Below are 19,131 nucleotides of genomic sequence, written 5' to 3'. Positions count from 1 at the left end.
TAGGACAAACTAGTAAAACTACACAACGAAATTTGTGATATAATTTTTTGATGAGTTGGTACGGTACATATTAGTGTTGGTTGAAATTAGAGTTTTTAGCTAGCTTAAGTAAATACTTTTGGAGTATCGAATTCAAAACTATAGAATCATGAAAACTAGAATTTTATTTATTGTTTTATTTATAACAAGTATTGTATTTGCTCAAAAAACTCAAATAGATGAACATTTTAAAAATATAAAATCATCAGATTTATTAATCTTAGGATCATTTCATTTCGCAAATCCACAATTAGATAGTTATAAACCAAAATATACTGTAGATATTTTTTCAGAGAAACGTCAAAAGGAATTAAGAGAGTTACTCAATGTTATTAAAAAATACGGACCTACTAAGATTGGAGTAGAATGGAAAGCAACCAAGCAGAAAAAGTTAGATTCTTTATACAATGCCTATTTGGAAGGAAAGTTTAGATTAAAATCAAATGAAATATATCAAGTAGCTTTCAGATTAGGAAAAGAATTAGGACACAAAAAACTCTATGCTGTTGATGCTCCGTCAAGAAACTTTAAAAGCGATTTAACTCAAAAAGAATTTAAAGCTAAGAAGAACTACTATGCTCAAAAAGCAGGAATGGAAATGATTAAAAGAGAAATGAATATTAATGATACTTATTTTAGTTTATATGAAAAAGGAGATAAGTTAAAAACAGAAATGTCATTAGTAGAGTATTTTAAAATAATGAATAATCCTGATGTAGTAAGTCATAATCACGGGCATTATTTAATAGGTGAATTTAAAATGGGTGAAGCTGAAAAAGGAGATTATTTTGGAGCAGATAATTCAATTTGGTGGTACAGTAGAAATCTAAGGATTTTTCAAAATATTCTAAATATGAACAAAGCAGGAGAGGACAAAGTATTTGTTTTAATGGGAGCTGGACATTTATCAATTCTGAATTTCTTAGCAAAATCGTCGGTAGATTTTAATTTAAAAAACTTTGAAGAAATAACTAAACTATAATTAAAAATAAAATGATAAGAATATATTTAATACTTGTAATAACAATTTTGTCAACCGTTTCATGCGCTAAACAAAAGACAAACGAAGAAAAAGAAAATAAGGTTTCAGAAGTAAAAAAAGAAACAAATTCTGATTTAAAGAAAATCCCAGTTTTAAACTTTGGAACTTTTCATATGGGACAAACTTCTGATGCTACTAAAACTGAGTTTGACGAACATGATAAAAAGAATCAACTAGAAGTTCATAAAATAGCAGCTATGCTTGCTGAATTTAAACCAACAGTTATTATTGTAGAAACTCCGCCAACATATAATGAAAAACTCCAGACTCTATATAAGCAGTACATAGCAACTCCTGAAATGAAATTTAAAAAACCAGATGAAGTTGAGTTATTAGCTTATGAATTAGGAAGATTATCGAATACTAAACGAATTTATGGAATAGATTACAGGATGGGGTATAATTATAATATTGGAAGAGAAATTAACAATGAAATAGATGCTATTTGGCATGATAAGTTTTATAAAAATCGATTAAAATTTTATCCAGAAGTTAATTATGATGAAAACAAACTAAACCTTTTAGATAAATTAAAACAAACAAATCACGATAGGTTTCTTGACTTTTTAATAGCTGTAAATGCAGATATGCTAACCCATGTAGGAACTAAAGATAATTTTGAAGGAGCCGATGAAGCAGCAAAATATTATCAAAGAAATTTAAGAATGTATTCAAATTTAAATAGAATTGAACTTACAGAAAATGACCGTGTATTTATATTGATGGGAGCAAGTCATACAGCTTTTTTTAGAGACTTTATAAGCAGAAGCCCAAAATATGTAATGGTGAATACTTTCGATTATTTGAAATAGATTATTCAATCAAAAAACCTCACCTATTTGGTGAGGTTTTTATACTTTTTATAGTAGTAATCTTTAACTATGATAAGCAGCATTATGCTCTAAGTCTGCCGTACAGCTTCTACATTTACCGGCTGCATCTTCGCCACCAGCACAACCGTTTTTACATTTATAATGGTATTCGCCATTAGCATTTGGGCCAGAGGCTGGTTTTGTTACAGGCGTTGACATTGGCGAACTAGAAGTGCTCGCTGGTTTATTATGAAAAGCTTGGTTATGAGCTAATGCTGAGCTACATACAGGGCAAACTCCTTTTTCACTAGAAGTTCCTCCTTTACATCTTTTAGGACATATATAATGTGCACCTCCTATAACACCACCGCCTAACATATTGTTATTTGGAAGAGTAGGTACAGGACGTTCATTAAAAGGAAGATTTAAAGGGTGTACAGGTGTTTTCTTTTCTTCTTTTTTACAAGAATAAAAACACGTCATTAATAATACTACGAATAATGGGAAAAATTTTTTCATGTTCAAAGATAAAAAAACCTCACCATTTTGGTGAGGTTTTATCTTTTCTTATTGTTTTTTAACATATTCAAAAATAGGATCTATTCCTTTTTTAAAATCATTATATTTTGTTTCTATAAGAACATCAGGGGTAATTGTATTTTCATTTTTATCACTCAGCTTGTAAAAATCTGAAGAAAAGGTAACTTTAATTCTTGAATAAGGAAGAGCAAATGATTTAATATTTCCATAATGATTTGGTTTTCCTCCAGTTTCTTCACCAATTATAATTGCATTAGTGTTATTTTTAAAATCAACAGTATTAAAAATAGCTGATGAAAAAGTATCATTACCTACCACGACAAAAAGTTTTCCTTTCTGATTGATCTTTTTATTATTGGCAATTTCTTTAATTAAGTTTTCAGCTAAATAAGAACTCCCCCCTTTATTAAACCTCATATCAAAAATAAGTTTGTCAATGTTTTTGTTTTCATTTAGCTCTTTTAAAACTTTAGCTTCAAATTTTTTAAAAGAAGGAAATCTGTAGGCAAATTCTTTTTTTCCGTATTTTTCAACAGTTTCTCTACTAACGCATTTATTATATTGAACGAAATAAATTTTTTCTTCTGGAAAATATTTCTCTTTAAAAATTTTACGACTACCATTCATATAAAATGGTTTTTGAGCGTTAACTCTCATATAGATTTTATTTCTATACCTTTTCGTAGGAATATCTACCTCTTTAAGTTTATAATTGGTTATTTTACCTGATTGATCGGTTAATTTTAAATTGTAAATACTATCGTTAGGTTTAGCAAAACCAAAATGCTTTAATAAGACATGTTTAGGTAATAATCTTTTACTATTTTGATTAATAACAGCTCTGTTTTCAGGAACAAATAATGTTTTTAAACTGTCGATAATTGTCTCGATTTTATAGTTGTTAATAGCAATTAATTTTTTGTCTAAAATTTCATAATTATCTTTTGAGGTAGCATTTATATACAATCCATCTCCAAACCAAATAAGACCTAAAGGAAGTGTTTTTCTTTTTCTTAGTAAATGAGATATACTTAAGTTAGTATGTGTATCGCCTACTTTAGCAATTAATTGGGTGAGTTTTATTGAGGTTTCAATATTACTATCTTTTTCTAAAGAATTTACTATGGATTCAATTTCTTTTTCAAAATCTTGTTTACTTATTTTAAAAAATAAGTTCTTATGTTTCTTAGCTAATTCTGTTTTTAAAAAATTTAAATCTGTTGTCCAATCTTCATTGGATATTTGTTGAGCATAAGAATAAGAGCAAATAATAACCAAAAAGGAAAATAAAATTTTTTTCATAACTTTTTTAATTGATAATTAATTTTCAAAGTCAAATTAAAAATAAAAACCTCACCCAATAGGTGAGGTTTTAGTTAAAAAATATATAATCTTTTTATAGGTGAATTACTTCGTCATAAGCATCAGCTACAGCTTCCATTACTGCTTCACTCATTGTTGGGTGAGGATGGATAGCTTTTAATACTTCGTGTCCAGTAGTTTCTAATTTACGTCCTAAAACAGCTTCAGCAATCATATCAGTTACACCAGCACCAATCATATGACATCCTAACCATTCACCGTACTTAGCATCAAAAATTACTTTTACAAATCCGTCAGGAGTTCCAGCTGCTTTTGCTTTTCCTGAAGCAGAGAATGGGAATTTACCAACTTTTAATTCGTAACCAGCTTCTTTTGCTTTTTCTTCAGTTAAACCAACAGATGCAATTTCTGGAGTTGCATAAGTACAACCAGGAATGTTTCCGTAATCGATAGCTTCTGTATGAACACCAGCAATCTTTTCAACACATGTAATTCCTTCTGCAGAAGCAACGTGTGCTAAAGCAGGACCAGGAGTAACATCACCAATAGCGTAGTATCCAGGAATGTTAGTTTGGTACCAATCATTTACTAAAATTTTATCTCTGTCAGTAATAATTCCAACATCTTCTAATCCGATGTTTTCAATATTTGTTTTGATTCCAACAGCCGATAAAACAATATCTGCTTCTAAAATTTGTTCTCCTTTTTTAGTTTTAATAGTCGCTTTTACACCATCACCAGAAGTATCAACAGACTCTACAGAAGAGCTAGTCATTACTTTAATTCCAGCTTTCTTAAAAGAACGCTCCATTTGTTTAGAAACATCTTTATCTTCAACTGGTACAATGTTTGGCATAAATTCAACAACAGTAACCTCAGTTCCCATTGAATTGTAGAAGTGAGCAAACTCAACTCCAATAGCTCCAGAACCAACAACAATCATAGATTTTGGTTGTGTAGGTAAACTCATAGCTTCACGGTAACCAATTACTTTTTTACCATCTTGTGGTAGGTTTGGTAACTCACGAGAACGAGCTCCTGTAGCTATAATAATATGATCTGCACTGTATTCAGTTACTTTACCATCTTTATCAGTAACATCAACTTTTTTTCCAGGTTTTACCTTTCCAAATCCGTCAATAATATCAATTTTGTTTTTCTTCATTAAGAATTGAACACCTTTGCTCATTCCTTCAGCAACACCACGACTACGTTTAATTACAGCATCAAAATCTTTATCGATTGCTTCAGCTTTTAATCCGTACTCATCAACATGTTTTAAATAATCATATACTTGAGCAGATTTTAATAATGCTTTTGTAGGGATACATCCCCAGTTTAAACAAATCCCACCTAAGTTTTCTTTTTCTACTACTGCAACTTTAAATCCTAATTGAGAAGCTCTAATAGCAGTTACATAACCACCAGGACCACTTCCGATTATTAATACGTCGTATTTCATGTCGTCTATTTTTACTTGTTGTTTGTTTTATTTTTTATTTACAATTTTCATTGTAGTAATTGATAATGTCTTTTACAGATTTATTTTCTAAAAACTTTTTATCATTAAGTTTTTCTGTAAAAGGTTTACATTTAGATGTATACTTTGATAATATCTTTTTAAATTTTTTACTTTTTATTTTTTTAGGAAGCTTTGTTACTTTTACACTATAAGGAGCACCCACATAGTATGTTTGATAAGATGATGAACCATTTATAGTACCAAAAACAAAACTACTACTATATTCTCTTGAATGATCTTTAGCATATAATCTGAGTTTTCCTTTTGAAATAACACTTCTTAAAGTTAAGATTTTACTGTCTAAACTTTTAAAGTAATAATCGGTACTATCGTTAACTTTATTATCTTTGGTATGATATTTCCTAATTTTTTCTATTTCATTAAATCCATTTATAACAAAAACACCATTTTTCTTAGTAAATTTAATTTTAGGTTTTTGCAATACATTTGTTGAAATAACCCACTTATAATTTACTACTTCCTGTGTTCCATTTCTAAAAAAAATTTTACCTAAATGATCGTTTTGAGATCTAAGGTCAACAGTTTTTACAAATAAAATTAATAATACAAATAGTTTCTTTTTCATAATTTTAGTTTTTACATTCTTTCAGGAACCTGAATTCCTAATAAACTGAATGCTGATTTTACAGTGTCCGCTATTTTTTTAGATAACTGAACTCTAAATACTTTTTTATCTTGATTTTCTTCCCCTAAAATATGTACGTTTTGATAAAATGAGTTAAACTCTTTTACTAAGTCGTACGTGTAATTAGCAATTACAGCAGGAGAGTAGTTCTTAGCTGCTTGCTGAATTGTTTCAGGGTATAATTCTAATAACTTAATTAATTCTTTTTCTTTTGCATGTAATTCAACAGAAACAGGGTTTGAATAATCAAAATCTGCTTTTCTTAAAATTGATTGAATTCTAGCATAAGTATATTGGATAAAAGGTCCTGTGTTTCCTTGGAAATCAACAGAAGCTTTTGGGTCAAACAAAATTCTCTTTTTAGGGTCTACTTTTAAGATAAAGTATTTTAAAGCTCCTAATCCAATAATTTTATATAACTCTTCTTTTTCTTCTTCAGAATAACCTTCTAACTTCCCTAATTCTTGTGAAATTGTACGAGCAGTATCGGTCATCTCAGTCATTAAATCATCAGCATCTACAACTGTTCCTTCACGAGATTTCATTTTTCCAGAAGGTAAATCAACCATACCATAACTTAAATGGTATAATTGCTCAGCCCAAGAATATCCTAATTTTTTAAGAATTAAGAATAATACTTTAAAGTGATAGTCTTGTTCATTTCCAACAGTATAGACCATTCCTCCAACATCTGGCATGTCTTTAGAACGTTGAATTGCTGTACCAATGTCTTGAGTCATATATACAGCAGTTCCATCAGAACGTAACACTAATTTTTCATCTAAACCTTCATCAGTTAAATCGCACCAAACAGAACCATCTTCTTTTTTGAAGAAAACACCGTTTTTCAACCCTTCTTCAATTACATCTTTTCCTAAAAGATAGGTATTACTTTCATAATATAACTTGTCGAAATCAACTCCAATGTTTTTATAGGTTACATCAAAACCTTCATAAACCCAAGAGTTCATTGTCTCCCATAGGGTAACAACTTCTTTATCTCCAGCTTCCCATTTACGCAACATTTCTTGTGCTTCAACAAATAAAGGAGCTTGCTTTTTAGCATCCTCTTCAGAAGTACCACTAGCTACTAAATCAGCAATCTCTTTTTTGTATTCTTGGTCAAACTTTACATAATAATTACCAACTAATTTATCTCCTTTTAAGCCAGTTGATTCAGGAGTTTCACCATTACCAAACTTTTGCCAAGCTAGCATTGATTTACAAATATGAATACCTCTATCGTTTATGATTTGAGTTTTGTAAACCTTTTTTCCTGAAGCTTTTAAAATTTCAGAAACAGCATAACCTAATAATACATTACGAACATGTCCTAAGTGTAATGGTTTGTTGGTATTAGGAGATGAATATTCAACCATTCTTGATGATTCATCAGCTGAAGGAGTAACAAATCCATAAGTAGTTTCTTTAGCAATTTCATTAAAGAATTTAGTATAAAAACTATCGTTTATAACTAAGTTTAAAAAACCTTTAACTACGTTATAACTACTAATATCTTCAACATTTTCTACTAAATAAGCTCCTAAATCTTCACCAATTTGTACAGGATTTCCTTTCTTGTACCTTAAAAGAGGAAATACCACAACAGTGATGTCTCCTTCAAAATCTTTACGGGTTGCTTGAAACTCAACACTTGGAATTTCAATATTATACAAGGTTAAAAAACCTTCCTTTACTTTAGTTTCTATTAAGGTTTGTATGCTCATTAGTTATTAAAAATTGAAGTGCAAAATTACATAATTTATTTGGATGATATTTAAACTGATTCTAACAATTTATATAGGTATTTTTGCAACATGGATAAAGACCTAGAAAACTTACAAAAGTTAGCACAAGATGTAGAAAAAGAGAATAAAAAATATTTTGCTACATTAAAAAAACGTACGCCTAAAAACTTAGACCTTATCATGCAAGAATTACATGATAAAGAGTTTGAACGTACCGATTGTTTAACTTGTGGTAACTGTTGTAAAACTACCAGTCCAATGTTTACTGATAAAGACATTGAACGTATTTCTAAGCACTTAAGAATGAAGGTTCGTGATTTTACAAATCAATATTTAGAACGTGATTCGGACGATTTTATGGTGTTAAAATCTGCTCCTTGTACTTTTTTAGATGAACGTGATAATACTTGCTTTATTTATGATGTACGTCCAAAAGCATGTGCCGAATATCCACATACCAACCGTAGAAAGTTTATTCAATTAACAGATTTGACGGTTAAAAACACGGAGGTTTGTCCAGCTACTTATAGAATTGTTGAAGAGTTAAAAAAACGTGTGCCTTTACAATCTAATAAAAAAGTGAGGAGATCTTCTAGAGAGAAAAGGTCTTAAAAATGTTTTTAAGGTTTTCTGTTTCTAGAAAACTATCTAAGAAAAAGAAAGCAATGAAATCTAAAAAGCAAAAGAAACCATGGCCTACTAAAGATGCTATGGTACAAGTTTATGAAAAGAATCTTTGGGGAGGTAATACTTCAGAGTTTTATTCAGGAGATGGTTCTCATGATATTAACATTGTAAAACCTTATATAGAAATAGTAACTTCCTTTCTAAATTCTTTTAAAAATGGTTTAACTGTATGTGATTTAGGTTGTGGCGATTTTAATGTAGGAAAACAATTAGTTAAGCACACCAAAAAATATGTTGGAGTAGATATTGTACCAAGCTTAATAACTTATAATAAAGAAAAATTTAAAGAAGAAAATTTAGAATTTTATTGTCTAGATATTGCAGAAGAAGAATTACCAATTGCAGATTGTGTGATGATTCGTCAAGTTTTACAGCATTTATCAAATGCAGAGGTACAAAAAATAGTTGCTAAGCTATTAGCTTTTAAATACATTATTTTAACGGAGCATTTACCAAAAGGAGATTTTGAACCAAATAAAGATATTATTTCAGGGCAAGGGATTAGGCTAAAAAAGAAAAGCGGCTTAAATTTATTAGCTCCTCCATTTAATTTTAAAATTAAAAAAAAACAACAATTATTATCTATTCCTTTACCTAATAATAAAGGTATTATTGTAACAACTCTTTTTAAGGTTTTTTGATTATTGAAGATAGAGTATAGAAAAATAGCTACTCAAAACTTTTTCTTATTTTTAGAAAAAATATTTCATATTGGACACTATAATTAATTATTTTGAAACAATTCCATCAAGTCATAGGAGCATAATTTTAGTAGGAGGAATTACTTTTTTTTGGCTATTAGAAAGTGCTGTTCCTTTGTTTAAGTTCAAATACAATAAATGGAAGCATGCATGGCCTAATTTGTTTTTTACAGGGACAACAGTTATTATAAATTTTACACTTGCTTTTTTATTATTAAAAACTGCCGATTGGGTCCAAGCTAATAATTTTGGTTTAATCAATTGGTTACCTACAATGCCTTTATGGTTATATGTAGTTTTAGGTGTATTATTTTTAGATTTTTTTGGAGCTTATTTGGCACATTATGTAGAACACAAGGTAAAACCTTTGTGGATGGTACATTTAGTACACCATTCAGATCATAAGGTAGACACTACTACTGCCAATAGACATCATCCTTTAGAAAGTGTAATACGTTTTACATTTACTTTGTTAGGAGTCTTTTTAGTGGGAACCCCGATTGCAATTATTATGTTATATCAGTCAATGTCATTAATATTTACACAATTAACACACGCAAATATTAAAATGCCTAGAAAACTTGATAAAATATTAAGTTATGTGTTGGTTTCACCCGATATGCATAAAGTGCATCATCATAATTTATTACCCTATACCGATTCTAACTATGGGAATATTTTTTCTATTTGGGATCGATTATTTGGAACTTATATGGAATTAGATCGTGAAAAAATAGTTTATGGTGTAGATACTTTTCCAGATGAAGAAAAAAATTCCAATTTAAAAGAGTTGTTAAGACAACCATTTGCAGGATATAGAAAACCTACAAATATAGAAGAGATTTAATAAAATAATAAAAAAGCGAGCATATAGCTCGCTTTTCTTTTGTCTTTAAAACATCATAACATCATGCCCTGGTCCTGGTGTACCAAAATCAATAGTACTACTTTGTGTGCTATTACATATTACACCATCACCTGAAACATTAATACTAGAATCGAAACTTCCACTCGAATCATAACAAACATATGGGTATGTTCCAGTTGCTTGTCCTCCTGAAATTTGTTTCATTGTTTCATTGTTAAGCTTTTTCACATCATTTAATTTTAAAATTTTTTTCGGCATAATTTTATAGTTTAATTATTAATATTGATTTTAAAATATGATTATTTACACCGATTTTTTTGTATAAATTTTCAAGATAAGTGATTAATCTTCCGAATGAAGTAGGCAAAAAATATTATTGAATAAATATATTTTCTAGTCCTTTTATATAATCACGCATTTTTACTCTAGATAAATTGGTAAGAATAGAAATTACAATTTCTTCCTCAGGATAAATTAGTAACATAGAAGAAGCTCCAATACCACCTCCTGAATGACTTAATTTAGTTGTATTATTTTTAGTTTTACGGACGCTTATACCAATTCCATAATTTGTTTTTTTACCATTATTCGTTTTATTAGAAGTAGTAAGTTTAGCTAATGAATTTTTTGTTATTATTTGCGGATTTATAAATTCATTTCCAAATAAAATTAAATCTTCAGAAGTAGATAAAAAACCACCACCAGCAGCTTTAAATTCATTACTTACTTTAGGACCAATAACTATTTTTCCTCTTCTTTTTAAATAGAATTGAGTTCTATTTATATTTTCTTTATCAGATTCATCTAGGATAGTTTTAGTCATTTTTAAAGGAACAAAAACTTCATCATTCATAAAATCAAAAAAATCTTTATTACTAGCGTTTTGAATAACAACACTCAGCAAATTCCATCCATAAGTACTATACTTAAAATCGGTTCCTGGTTTAAAGAGTAAATCAGACTCTTTAAATATATCTAAGCCTTCAACAATAGACATTTTATCATTTATCAAAAATTCTGAACCTTTATAATGCCTAATTCCAGCTGTGTGTCCTGCAATTTGACGAATGGTAAAGTCGTAATCTTTTTTAGGAAAATCAGGAACATAAGTATATAAGCTATTGTTTAAGTTCAATTTATTATCATCAATAAGTTTTGCTAAAGCAACAGCTGTTAGTGTTTTTGAAATACTAGCAATTCTAAATTGAGTGTTTTTTGGAGATACTTTTATCTTACTACTAAGGTCTGAATAACCAAATCCTTCAGACCAAATAATTTTACCTTTTTTTGATACTGAAATTGAGAGCCCAGGAATTTTTTGTTCCTCCATAAAATTTTGAGTCAAAAGTATAGCTTCTTCTTTAAATTGAGCGTTTGATAATATTGTAAAACAAAGAAATAGGGATAATAAGTTAATTCGTGTTTTCATAGGTTTATTTTGTTTTTTCAATCATTTCTAAAATTTTCTTACCACGAGCTTTACAGCCCTTACTTTCATGAATTATTTTAGAACTAATTAAATGTTTTAATTCAGGATGAACCCAATCTTTTTCTAAGCCAAATAAATACAAAGAAGTCATGGTATAGGCTCTAACGGCTATTTTTTGATCGGTAATTAACCAGTCGAACCCAGCTTCAATAATACTTTCAATGTGCTTCTGAGTTAATATTTTTTGAGTGTTGCTTTCTTTTTTTGAAGTATAAGCAACTGCCAAATGTTCACAAATTTTAGCACAAGGTCTAATAGCACTATCAAAATGTACTTTAGAAATATTTTCAGTAAAGAAATTTAGGTAAGGATGGATATGTTCAATGCCATGATGTGTACAAATCCATTCCAATACCCATGCTGCTTTGATAGACAATTTATTATCAACATCAAAAGTTAATTCAACTAAAGATTTTATTAATTTTGGCTGCTCTAATACAATAATAGCAGCATTGTTTCTGTTTACCCTAGCAGGGTTCTCCATATCATTTAAAACAGAAACTAAAAAATCAATACTCATATTGGTATGGTTTATGTATTTTTGAAATAAGTAAGTTATACAACTAAATAAAAAGAATTATCAATGCTAAATATAAAAAGGATATTTTCAATTGCACTTTTATTATCAGCTTTTTTTATTGTTTCAACTGAGGCACAAAAAATAAATCAATTTGATGCAAATGGAAAACGAACAGGTGTATGGAAGAAATTTTATGACAATGGTAAGGTTCGTTATTCTGGACAGTTTAAAAATGGTAAAGAAGTAGGAGTTTTTAAGTTTTATTCTAATACTTCTTCAACACAACCAGTAATTGTAAAAACATATAAAAAGGATACAGCTACGGTTAAATTTTATAACGATTTAGGAAAATTGAAGAGTGAAGGTAAAATGTTAGGAAAAAAGCGTATTGGAAAATGGATATACTATTTTGCTAATGGAAAGCTGTTTTCTGAAGAAGAATATAAAAATGGAAAGTTAGATGGAATTCTTAAAAACTATTATCCTAATGGAAAGGTAACCCAAGAAACTTCTTATGTAGATGGAAAGAAAAATGGAGTTTCTAAAACTTTTACAGAATCTGGTATTTTAATTGAAGATGTTTTTTATAAAGATGGGAAGTTAGAAGGCGAGGGCAAATATTATGACTTAAAAGGAGGAATAAAAGAGAAAGGAATGTATAAAGAAGGAAAAAGAATAGGGAAGTGGGAGTTTTATATGGATGGAGAAGTAGTAAACAAAAAGAAGCGAATGAAATTGTCAGAACTTAAGAATAAATAAAAAGAAGAATATGTTTAGGAGTTTTATTTTACTATTAATTCTGAGTTTTTTAGTTTCCTGTAATGAAAAAAAAGAAACTGATGAATTTACTGGACTTTGGTTAGTAAAAAAAGTGAAAGTAGGTAAAGAAGAAATGACTCCTAATGCTCGATGGATGAACTTTAAAGAAGATTCTACTCAAATATCCGGTAATGGATGGTTACAGCATTCTTATGGAACTTGGAGTTTAAAAGATAACAGACTTAAAATTTCGAATAAAAATGGAGTGACCGATGTAGCTGAGCCTTTTAAAGTTGAATTGAAAGAGAATAAAATGTTATGGGAAAGGAAAGAAGAAGGTCAGGATGTTACAGTATATTTAGAAAGAATCAATAAAATTCCTAGTTCAGAAGGAAATAAATTACTTGGACTTTGGGAATTAAAATCTAAAAAGATAGATAGTGTTGATTCAAAAAAATTAGTAAATCCGAAATCGACGCTGTATTTAAGATGGGATAACATTTATGTTATAGAGAATTCTTTAAAGAATAAAAAATATGGTGTTTATAAAATTCATGGACATAAGCCAGAACTACAAATGGTAAATTATGGAGAAACACCAAAATTCAAATTCTATAAATTTACAGTAGAAAAAGATAAACTTACATTAAGATCCACAGATAATAAGGAGGAATTAAGTTATGTAAGAGTACATCAATTTCTTCAATAGTTTCATCAATTCTTTCCATAGTAAATAATGGAAAGGATTTCGTAAATTTGCACCTTCAAAAAGAAAGAATGAAAAGAGTAATAGTAGGACTTTCAGGAGGTGTAGATAGTAGTGTAACAGCATACTTACTAAAAGAGCAAGGTTATGAAGTTATAGGCTTGTTTATGAAAAACTGGCATGACGATTCGGTAACTATTTCTGATGAATGTCCTTGGTTAGAAGATAGCAACGATGCAATGATTGTTGCAGAAAAATTAGGAATACCTTTCCAAACTGTAGACTTAAGTGAACAATATAAAGAACGTATAGTAGATTATATGTTTAATGAGTATGAGAAAGGTCGTACTCCAAATCCAGATGTTTTATGTAATCGAGAAATTAAGTTTGATGTATTTATGGATATAGCATTAGGCTTAGGAGCAGATTACGTAGCTACTGGTCACTATTGTAGAAAATCAGAAGAAATAATTGACGGAAAGCCAGTATATAAATTATTAGCAGGAAAAGATACTAATAAAGATCAGTCCTACTTTTTGTGTCAGTTGTCTCAAAAGCAATTATCAAAAGCATTGTTTCCAATAGGTGAGTTAACAAAGCCAGAAGTTAGAGAAATAGCGAAAGAGGCTGATTTAATTACAGCAGATAAAAAGGATTCTCAAGGATTATGTTTTATAGGTAAGGTAAGATTACCAGATTTTTTGCAACAAAAATTACAACCTAAAGAGGGGCAAATCATAAGAATACCAAATAGTTTCGAGCAATATAATAGAGTAGCTCCAAAATTTGAAAATAAAGAAGCAGAATTAGAATATTTATCAACTAAATTTTCATACAAAAAAGAAGATGGAGATGTGGTAGGTAAGCACCAAGGAGCTCATTATTTTACCAAAGGTCAACGTAAAGGATTAGCTGTTGGAGGAACAAAAGAACCATTATTTGTTATTGAAACTGATGTAAATGAGAATATAATTTATACTGGAGAAGGTAAAAATCATCCAGGTTTATATAGAAACGTTTTATTTGTTTCTAATGAGGAACTACATTGGGTGCGTACCGATTTAGCATTAAATCCAGGTGAAGAAATGGAAGTTGAAGCAAGGATACGTTATCGTCAGAAATTAGAAAAAGCAAGATTATATAGTGTAGAAAAAGGTTTATATGTTGCCTTTGAAAATCCACAATCAGCTATTCAAGAAGGACAATTTGTTGCTTGGTATAAAGATGAAGAGCTTTTAGGTTCTGGTGTCATTTCTTAAAAAGTAATTTATTATAAAATTAAGCCTCGAATTATTCGAGGTTTTTTTGTGCTTACTATTTAATGATTGTACATTTACCTTATGCAAAATAAGATTACTAAATTATTTAATATACAATACCCAATTATTCAAGGAGGAATGATTTGGGTCTCAGGATGGAAGTTAGCATCTGCTGTATCTAATGCAGGTGGTTTAGGTTTAATTGGAGCTGGATCGATGTATCCGGAAGTGCTAAGAGAGCATATACAGAAGTGTAAAAAAGCAACAGATAAACCTTTTGGAGTTAATGTACCAATGTTATATCCAGATATCGAAAAGATTATGGATATTATTGTTGAAGAAGGAGTGAAGATTGTTTTTACTTCAGCAGGAAATCCAAAAACATGGACAAACTTCTTAAAAGAAAAAGGAATTACTGTAGTGCATGTAGTAAGTTCAGTAAAATTTGCGTTAAAAGCAGAAGCAGCTGGTGTTGATGCAGTGGTTTGTGAAGGTTTTGAAGCAGGTGGGCATAATGGTAGAGAAGAGACAACTACATTTACGTTAATACCAATGGTAAAAGAACAGGTTAAAATTCCTGTTATATCAGCAGGTGGAATAGGAACAGGGAGAGGTATGTTGGCAGCAATGGTTTTAGGTGCTGATGGAGTCCAAATTGGAAGTCGCTTTGCAGCAACAAAAGAATCTTCTGCTCATGATAATTTTAAACAAACTATTCTTGGAGTTAAAGATGGTGATACTCATTTAACTTTAAAAGAACTGGCACCAGTACGTTTGGTTAAAAATAAGTTCTATAATGAAGTTCAAGAATTGTATCAACAAAATCCTTCAATAGAGGAAATAAAAGAGTTATTAGGTAGAGCTAGAGCTAAAAAAGGAATGTTTGAAGGAGATTTGGAAGAAGGAGAGTTAGAAATAGGGCAAGTAGCTGGATTAATCCATGAAATAAAACCTGCAAAAGAAGTTTTAGAAAGTATAATAGCTGAGTTTAATGAAGTTAAAACTTCAATGAACTCATTGTAATTCGAAAAGTTTTACTTGTAAATAAAAAAGAGGAAGTTTAAACTTCCTCTTTTTTATTTGGTTGTAATTTTTTAATAATTTACATAATCTACAATTTCTAACCCGTAACCAATCATACCAACTCTCTTAGTCTGTTCGGTATTGGAAATTAAGCGTAATTTATGAATATGTAAGTCGTGTAATATTTGAGCACCAATACCAAAATCTCTATTATCCATGGTTACTTTAGGAGCTTTCATTATTCCTTTAGCTTGGTTTTCTTTTAGTCCACGTAAACGGTTTAATAAATTTAAAGCCTGACTCTGTTGATTTATAAAAACAATAGCGCCTTTACCTTCATCATTCACAACTTTAAACATTTGATCCAATTTCTTGTCAGCATTATTAGTTAAAGTTCCAAGAATATCATTATTAACAAGAGTTGAGTTTATTCTTGTTAAAATTGGTTCATCCTTGCTCCAAGTTCCTTTAGTTAATGCAATATGGATTTGTTTATTTGTAGTTTGTTGGTAGGCACGTAAACGAAAATCTCCAAAACGTGTTTGAATATTAAAATCTTCTTTCTTTTCAATTAAAGAATCATGCTCCATTCTATAAGCTACTAGATCTTCAATAGAAACTATTTTTAAATCAAAGTTCTTAGCAACTTCTAATAATTGAGGTAAACGAGCCATAGTACCATCTTCGTTCATGATTTCAACAATAACTCCAGCAGGCTCTAAGCCAGCTAATCGGGCAAAATCTATGGCAGCTTCAGTATGACCAGTCCTTCTTAAAACACCTCCGTTTTTAGCTTTTAAAGGGAAGATATGTCCAGGTCTGGCAAGGTCAAAAGGTTTAGTTTCTGGATCTACTAGTGCTTGTATGGTTTTAGCTCTATCAGAAGCAGAAATACCGGTGGTAACACCTTTACCGCGTAAATCTACAGAAACAGTAAAAGCAGTTTCCATAGGATCGGTATTGTTATTTACCATCATTCCTAACTCTAATTCTTTACATCTGTCTTCAGTAAGAGGAGTACAAATTAGACCTCTACCATGAGTAGCCATAAAGTTGATCATTTCTGGGGTAACTTTATTAGCAGCGGCAAGAAAATCACCTTCATTTTCACGATCTTCATCATCAACGACAATAATAACTTTACCGTTTTTTATGTCTTCAATAGCTTCTTCAATCGTGTTTAATTTAACTTTAGCTGTGGTGTGTGTTGTCATTTTTATGTTGTTTTCTCTTTTTTAGAGAATAGGTTGTTAAAAAAACTGAATAGTTTTATAAAAAGCCCTTTTATGTCAAAAAGTCCTTTGTCTTTAGTTGCTCTAATTGTTAATGTTAATGCCAAAGGTAGCATTAAAAATACACTTAGCCAAGATCCTGTTATAGCTGTAAGAGAGCTTTCTTCAGCTAAGTTTCTTCCAAAAGTATTACTGAAAAAATACGTTACATAAACTCCTATAGCTAAAATCATAGGCAACCCCATACCTCCTTTTCGTATAATAGAGCCAAGAGGAGCTCCAATAAAGAAGAGTAATAAGCAAGAGAAAGAAAAAGCTACTCTGTTATAAAATTCAATATCGTAAAGATTAAGATATTTTCTTTTATTTTTTAAAGTTTGCTTGTTTGAATCATTATTTTTAATTGCACGCTGGATTTTTGAGTTAGCACTATTTATAATAGTTTGTTTTTCTCTTAATTCGAAATTATCTAATAGATTTAGAGAAAGTTTTTTATTAGTTAAAGAATCGGGATAACTATGTAGGTCACTTACATCAATATTTAAAAAAAGATTTTTAGCCCTGTTAGAAATAAAATCATCATAATTTTTTTTCATAGTAGGTAAGGTATCTTTCAATTGATTTAAACTTAACATATTATACTGCCTAGTATAGTTTTCTTTTTCAACATCTTTACCTGTTAGTGAAGAAATATCTATATTTATTATATATTCGTCAAAATATGCATGAGAGGCTGGCATTTTATCTTTATTTGAAGGAATATTGCTTTTTCTATGACCTTCAAAATAATATCCATCTTCTAAAACTAATGTCATATATCTACTGCCTTCTTCGGTAATAATTTTACCTCTTTCAGCAGTAATAATTTTATTATTTCCCCTTTTACCTGATAAATCATAAATCATTACTTTTTTTAATAGGTTTTCTTCTTCTCCATATTTTTCATCAAATTTTATTTGGAAATTAGGTAATTCAGCATTAAAACTGCCTGCTACTAAAGCTATGGCAGGTTGTTTCATTTTAATGTTGATTTTCATATTTAATTGCTTTAACATAGCGTATGGATATACGTTATTTAAAAACAGAAAATTAATTCCACTTAATATGAATGTTAAAAAAATTAATGGACGTACCATTCGGGGTAATGATACACCAGCAGATTTACTTGCAGCAAATTCGTAGTTTTCAGATAAACTACCTAAAGTCATGATTGAAGAAAGTAATACTCCGATAGGAAGAGCCTGGGGAGCCATTAGAAGTGTTGTATACCAAAGAAATTTTAAAATAATAGGTACACTAATTCCCTTACCTGCAAAATTATCAAAAGCAAGCCACATGGCTTGCATTACTAATACAAATAAGATGATTAGGAAGGTTGCTAAAAAAGGTCTTAAAAAACTTTTTAAAATATATCTGTCTAGTATTTTCACAGATGCAAAGTTAGTAGGTTAAGTGAATAAAAAAACAAAAGTTTTGTTAATGATTTTAAAAGTATCATTAACAAAACTTTTTTTAAGCATTAATCGATATAGTATCCTTGTTTTAAATATTTTTCTTTATTAAAAGAAAATAAGTTTTTAGAAATAGGTTGATTGCTTTTAAACTTTGTGATAGTAAATGTTGTTTCTGCACCATTAGATCCTATTTGTACTAACTTGTATATATGTTTTGTTTTAGCATCTATTCCTAATTGTACTTTTACAATATCAGAATTACTATCAATAGGAGTTAAATCTACAAATTGAATTTTTCTACCGTTACTATTTTTTAATTTCCCCATAGAAAAATTATAACCTTCTTTATAAAAAGTTAATAATTTAGAAGGGTAGATAAATCCATCTTCTTCATCCAAATCTCCATTGGTAATACTAATTTCTTTTTCTTCTTGATTGATAACAACTAACTTTTTTCCATCAAAAAGAAAATGACTACCTAAATAATCTAAGTTATATTTTTCTCCAGAAAGTGTAATCTTTCCTCTAATAGGTGGGTCGTTTGTAATACCAGCTTCTCGGTTTACTAAGGAAGAGTTAAAACCAATAATCATATTTTTATAGGCTCCCATCTTAGTAGATACTTCATCTAAAAGGTTTTTGGCTTCTGAAGAAGTATTTTGTCCAACGATGGTATTTAAGGTAATAAATAATCCAATAAATAATAATCCAATTTTTTTCATGATATTGTTTTGCTTCCGTTTTTCGGAATTTTTTAATTG

Annotated in this window: 20 protein-coding genes; 9 read left to right on the top strand and 11 right to left on the bottom strand. The window is 29.5% G+C overall.

Annotated elements, in window-relative coordinates; all coding sequences use genetic code 11:
• The first annotated feature begins 148 nt into the window (after positions 1-148).
• Together F7018_RS05255 and F7018_RS05250 are read left to right on the top strand one after the other, a co-directional pair.
• Entirely contained in the window at positions 149-1,021 is an 873-nt protein-coding gene (locus tag F7018_RS05255; protein ID WP_150898963.1) for a DUF5694 domain-containing protein, read from the top strand.
• Positions 1,022-1,032: 11 nt separating this feature from the next.
• Positions 1,033-1,893 carry a DUF5694 domain-containing protein gene (locus tag F7018_RS05250; RefSeq protein ID WP_150898962.1) on the top strand — a complete coding sequence of 287 codons (861 nt, stop codon included), beginning with the start codon at positions 1,033-1,035 and terminating at the stop codon, positions 1,891-1,893.
• Positions 1,894-1,956: 63 nt separating this feature from the next.
• Here the strand turns inward: F7018_RS05250 and F7018_RS05245 are convergent, their stop codons facing one another.
• From F7018_RS05245 to argS, 5 genes are all read right to left on the bottom strand, one after another.
• Positions 1,957-2,412: a heavy metal-binding domain-containing protein gene (locus tag F7018_RS05245; protein WP_150898961.1), complete on the bottom strand. Its 456-nt coding sequence runs from the start codon at positions 2,410-2,412 to the stop codon at positions 1,957-1,959.
• 48 nt (positions 2,413-2,460) lie between these two features.
• Positions 2,461-3,735 carry a S41 family peptidase gene (locus tag F7018_RS05240; protein WP_150898960.1) on the bottom strand — a complete coding sequence of 425 codons (1,275 nt, stop codon included), beginning with the start codon at positions 3,733-3,735 and terminating at the stop codon, positions 2,461-2,463.
• Between the two features lie 94 nt (positions 3,736-3,829).
• Positions 3,830-5,218 carry a dihydrolipoyl dehydrogenase gene (gene lpdA, locus F7018_RS05235; protein WP_150898959.1) on the bottom strand — a complete coding sequence of 463 codons (1,389 nt, stop codon included), beginning with the start codon at positions 5,216-5,218 and terminating at the stop codon, positions 3,830-3,832.
• 34 nt (positions 5,219-5,252) lie between these two features.
• Positions 5,253-5,864, bottom strand: a complete 612-nt coding sequence (locus F7018_RS05230) for a hypothetical protein (protein ID WP_150898958.1) — start codon at positions 5,862-5,864, stop codon at positions 5,253-5,255.
• An 11-nt stretch (positions 5,865-5,875) separates the two neighbouring features.
• Positions 5,876-7,651, bottom strand: a complete 1,776-nt coding sequence (gene argS, locus F7018_RS05225) for an arginine--tRNA ligase (protein WP_150898957.1) — start codon at positions 7,649-7,651, stop codon at positions 5,876-5,878.
• Between the two features lie 90 nt (positions 7,652-7,741).
• Between argS and F7018_RS05220 the strand changes: the two genes are divergently transcribed.
• The 3 genes from F7018_RS05220 (at position 7,742) to F7018_RS05210 (ending at position 9,907) form a co-directional block, all read left to right on the top strand.
• Positions 7,742-8,284 carry a YkgJ family cysteine cluster protein gene (locus tag F7018_RS05220; RefSeq protein ID WP_150898956.1) on the top strand — a complete coding sequence of 181 codons (543 nt, stop codon included), beginning with the start codon at positions 7,742-7,744 and terminating at the stop codon, positions 8,282-8,284.
• Between the two features lie 2 nt (positions 8,285-8,286).
• The gene (locus tag F7018_RS05215; protein WP_246175049.1) at positions 8,287-9,000 is read left to right on the top strand and encodes a class I SAM-dependent methyltransferase; all 714 of its coding nucleotides are present in this window, start codon (positions 8,287-8,289) and stop codon (positions 8,998-9,000) included.
• A gap of 70 nt (positions 9,001-9,070) precedes the next feature.
• Positions 9,071-9,907, top strand: a complete 837-nt coding sequence (locus tag F7018_RS05210) for a sterol desaturase family protein (RefSeq protein ID WP_150898955.1) — start codon at positions 9,071-9,073, stop codon at positions 9,905-9,907.
• Between the two features lie 45 nt (positions 9,908-9,952).
• On the opposite strand, the gene F7018_RS05205 is transcribed toward F7018_RS05210, so the two are convergent.
• The 3 genes from F7018_RS05205 to F7018_RS05195 all read right to left on the bottom strand — a co-directional run bounded on the left by F7018_RS05205 (position 9,953) and on the right by F7018_RS05195 (position 11,937).
• On the bottom strand, positions 9,953-10,186 hold the full coding sequence (locus tag F7018_RS05205; protein WP_150898954.1) for a hypothetical protein: 234 nt from the start codon (positions 10,184-10,186) through the stop codon (positions 9,953-9,955).
• Between the two features lie 115 nt (positions 10,187-10,301).
• Positions 10,302-11,357, bottom strand: coding sequence for a serine hydrolase domain-containing protein (locus F7018_RS05200; protein ID WP_150898953.1), 1,056 nt, complete (start codon positions 11,355-11,357; stop codon positions 10,302-10,304).
• Between the two features lie 4 nt (positions 11,358-11,361).
• Positions 11,362-11,937, bottom strand: a complete 576-nt coding sequence (locus F7018_RS05195; protein ID WP_150898952.1) for an adenylosuccinate lyase — start codon at positions 11,935-11,937, stop codon at positions 11,362-11,364.
• A gap of 63 nt (positions 11,938-12,000) precedes the next feature.
• On the opposite strand from F7018_RS05195, the gene F7018_RS05190 reads away from it, so the two are divergent.
• From F7018_RS05190 to F7018_RS05175, 4 genes are all read left to right on the top strand, one after another.
• On the top strand, positions 12,001-12,696 hold the full coding sequence (locus tag F7018_RS05190) for a toxin-antitoxin system YwqK family antitoxin (RefSeq protein ID WP_150898951.1): 696 nt from the start codon (positions 12,001-12,003) through the stop codon (positions 12,694-12,696).
• Positions 12,697-12,706: 10 nt separating this feature from the next.
• Positions 12,707-13,405, top strand: a complete 699-nt coding sequence (locus F7018_RS05185; protein ID WP_150898950.1) for a hypothetical protein — start codon at positions 12,707-12,709, stop codon at positions 13,403-13,405.
• Positions 13,406-13,422: 17 nt separating this feature from the next.
• Positions 13,423-14,661, top strand: coding sequence for a tRNA 2-thiouridine(34) synthase MnmA (gene mnmA, locus F7018_RS05180; protein WP_150898949.1), 1,239 nt, complete (start codon positions 13,423-13,425; stop codon positions 14,659-14,661).
• An 81-nt stretch (positions 14,662-14,742) separates the two neighbouring features.
• Positions 14,743-15,684, top strand: a complete 942-nt coding sequence (locus F7018_RS05175) for an NAD(P)H-dependent flavin oxidoreductase (protein WP_150898948.1) — start codon at positions 14,743-14,745, stop codon at positions 15,682-15,684.
• A gap of 71 nt (positions 15,685-15,755) precedes the next feature.
• On the opposite strand, the gene ribB is transcribed toward F7018_RS05175, so the two are convergent.
• From ribB to F7018_RS05160, 3 genes are all read right to left on the bottom strand, one after another.
• Positions 15,756-16,898 carry a 3,4-dihydroxy-2-butanone-4-phosphate synthase gene (gene ribB / locus F7018_RS05170; RefSeq protein WP_150898947.1) on the bottom strand — a complete coding sequence of 381 codons (1,143 nt, stop codon included), beginning with the start codon at positions 16,896-16,898 and terminating at the stop codon, positions 15,756-15,758.
• Between the two features lie 2 nt (positions 16,899-16,900).
• The gene (locus F7018_RS05165) at positions 16,901-18,346 is read right to left on the bottom strand and encodes an LptF/LptG family permease (protein ID WP_150898946.1); all 1,446 of its coding nucleotides are present in this window, start codon (positions 18,344-18,346) and stop codon (positions 16,901-16,903) included.
• An 89-nt stretch (positions 18,347-18,435) separates the two neighbouring features.
• Positions 18,436-19,092 carry a LolA family protein gene (locus tag F7018_RS05160; protein ID WP_150898945.1) on the bottom strand — a complete coding sequence of 219 codons (657 nt, stop codon included), beginning with the start codon at positions 19,090-19,092 and terminating at the stop codon, positions 18,436-18,438.
• Between the last annotated feature and the right edge of the window lie 39 nt (positions 19,093-19,131).

This window comes from Tenacibaculum aiptasiae (genome assembly GCF_008806755.1).
GTDB lineage: Bacteria > Bacteroidota > Bacteroidia > Flavobacteriales > Flavobacteriaceae > Polaribacter > Polaribacter aiptasiae.
The sequence above is the reverse complement of the archived record's forward strand: the minus strand, read 5'-3'. Positions and strand labels throughout refer to the sequence as shown.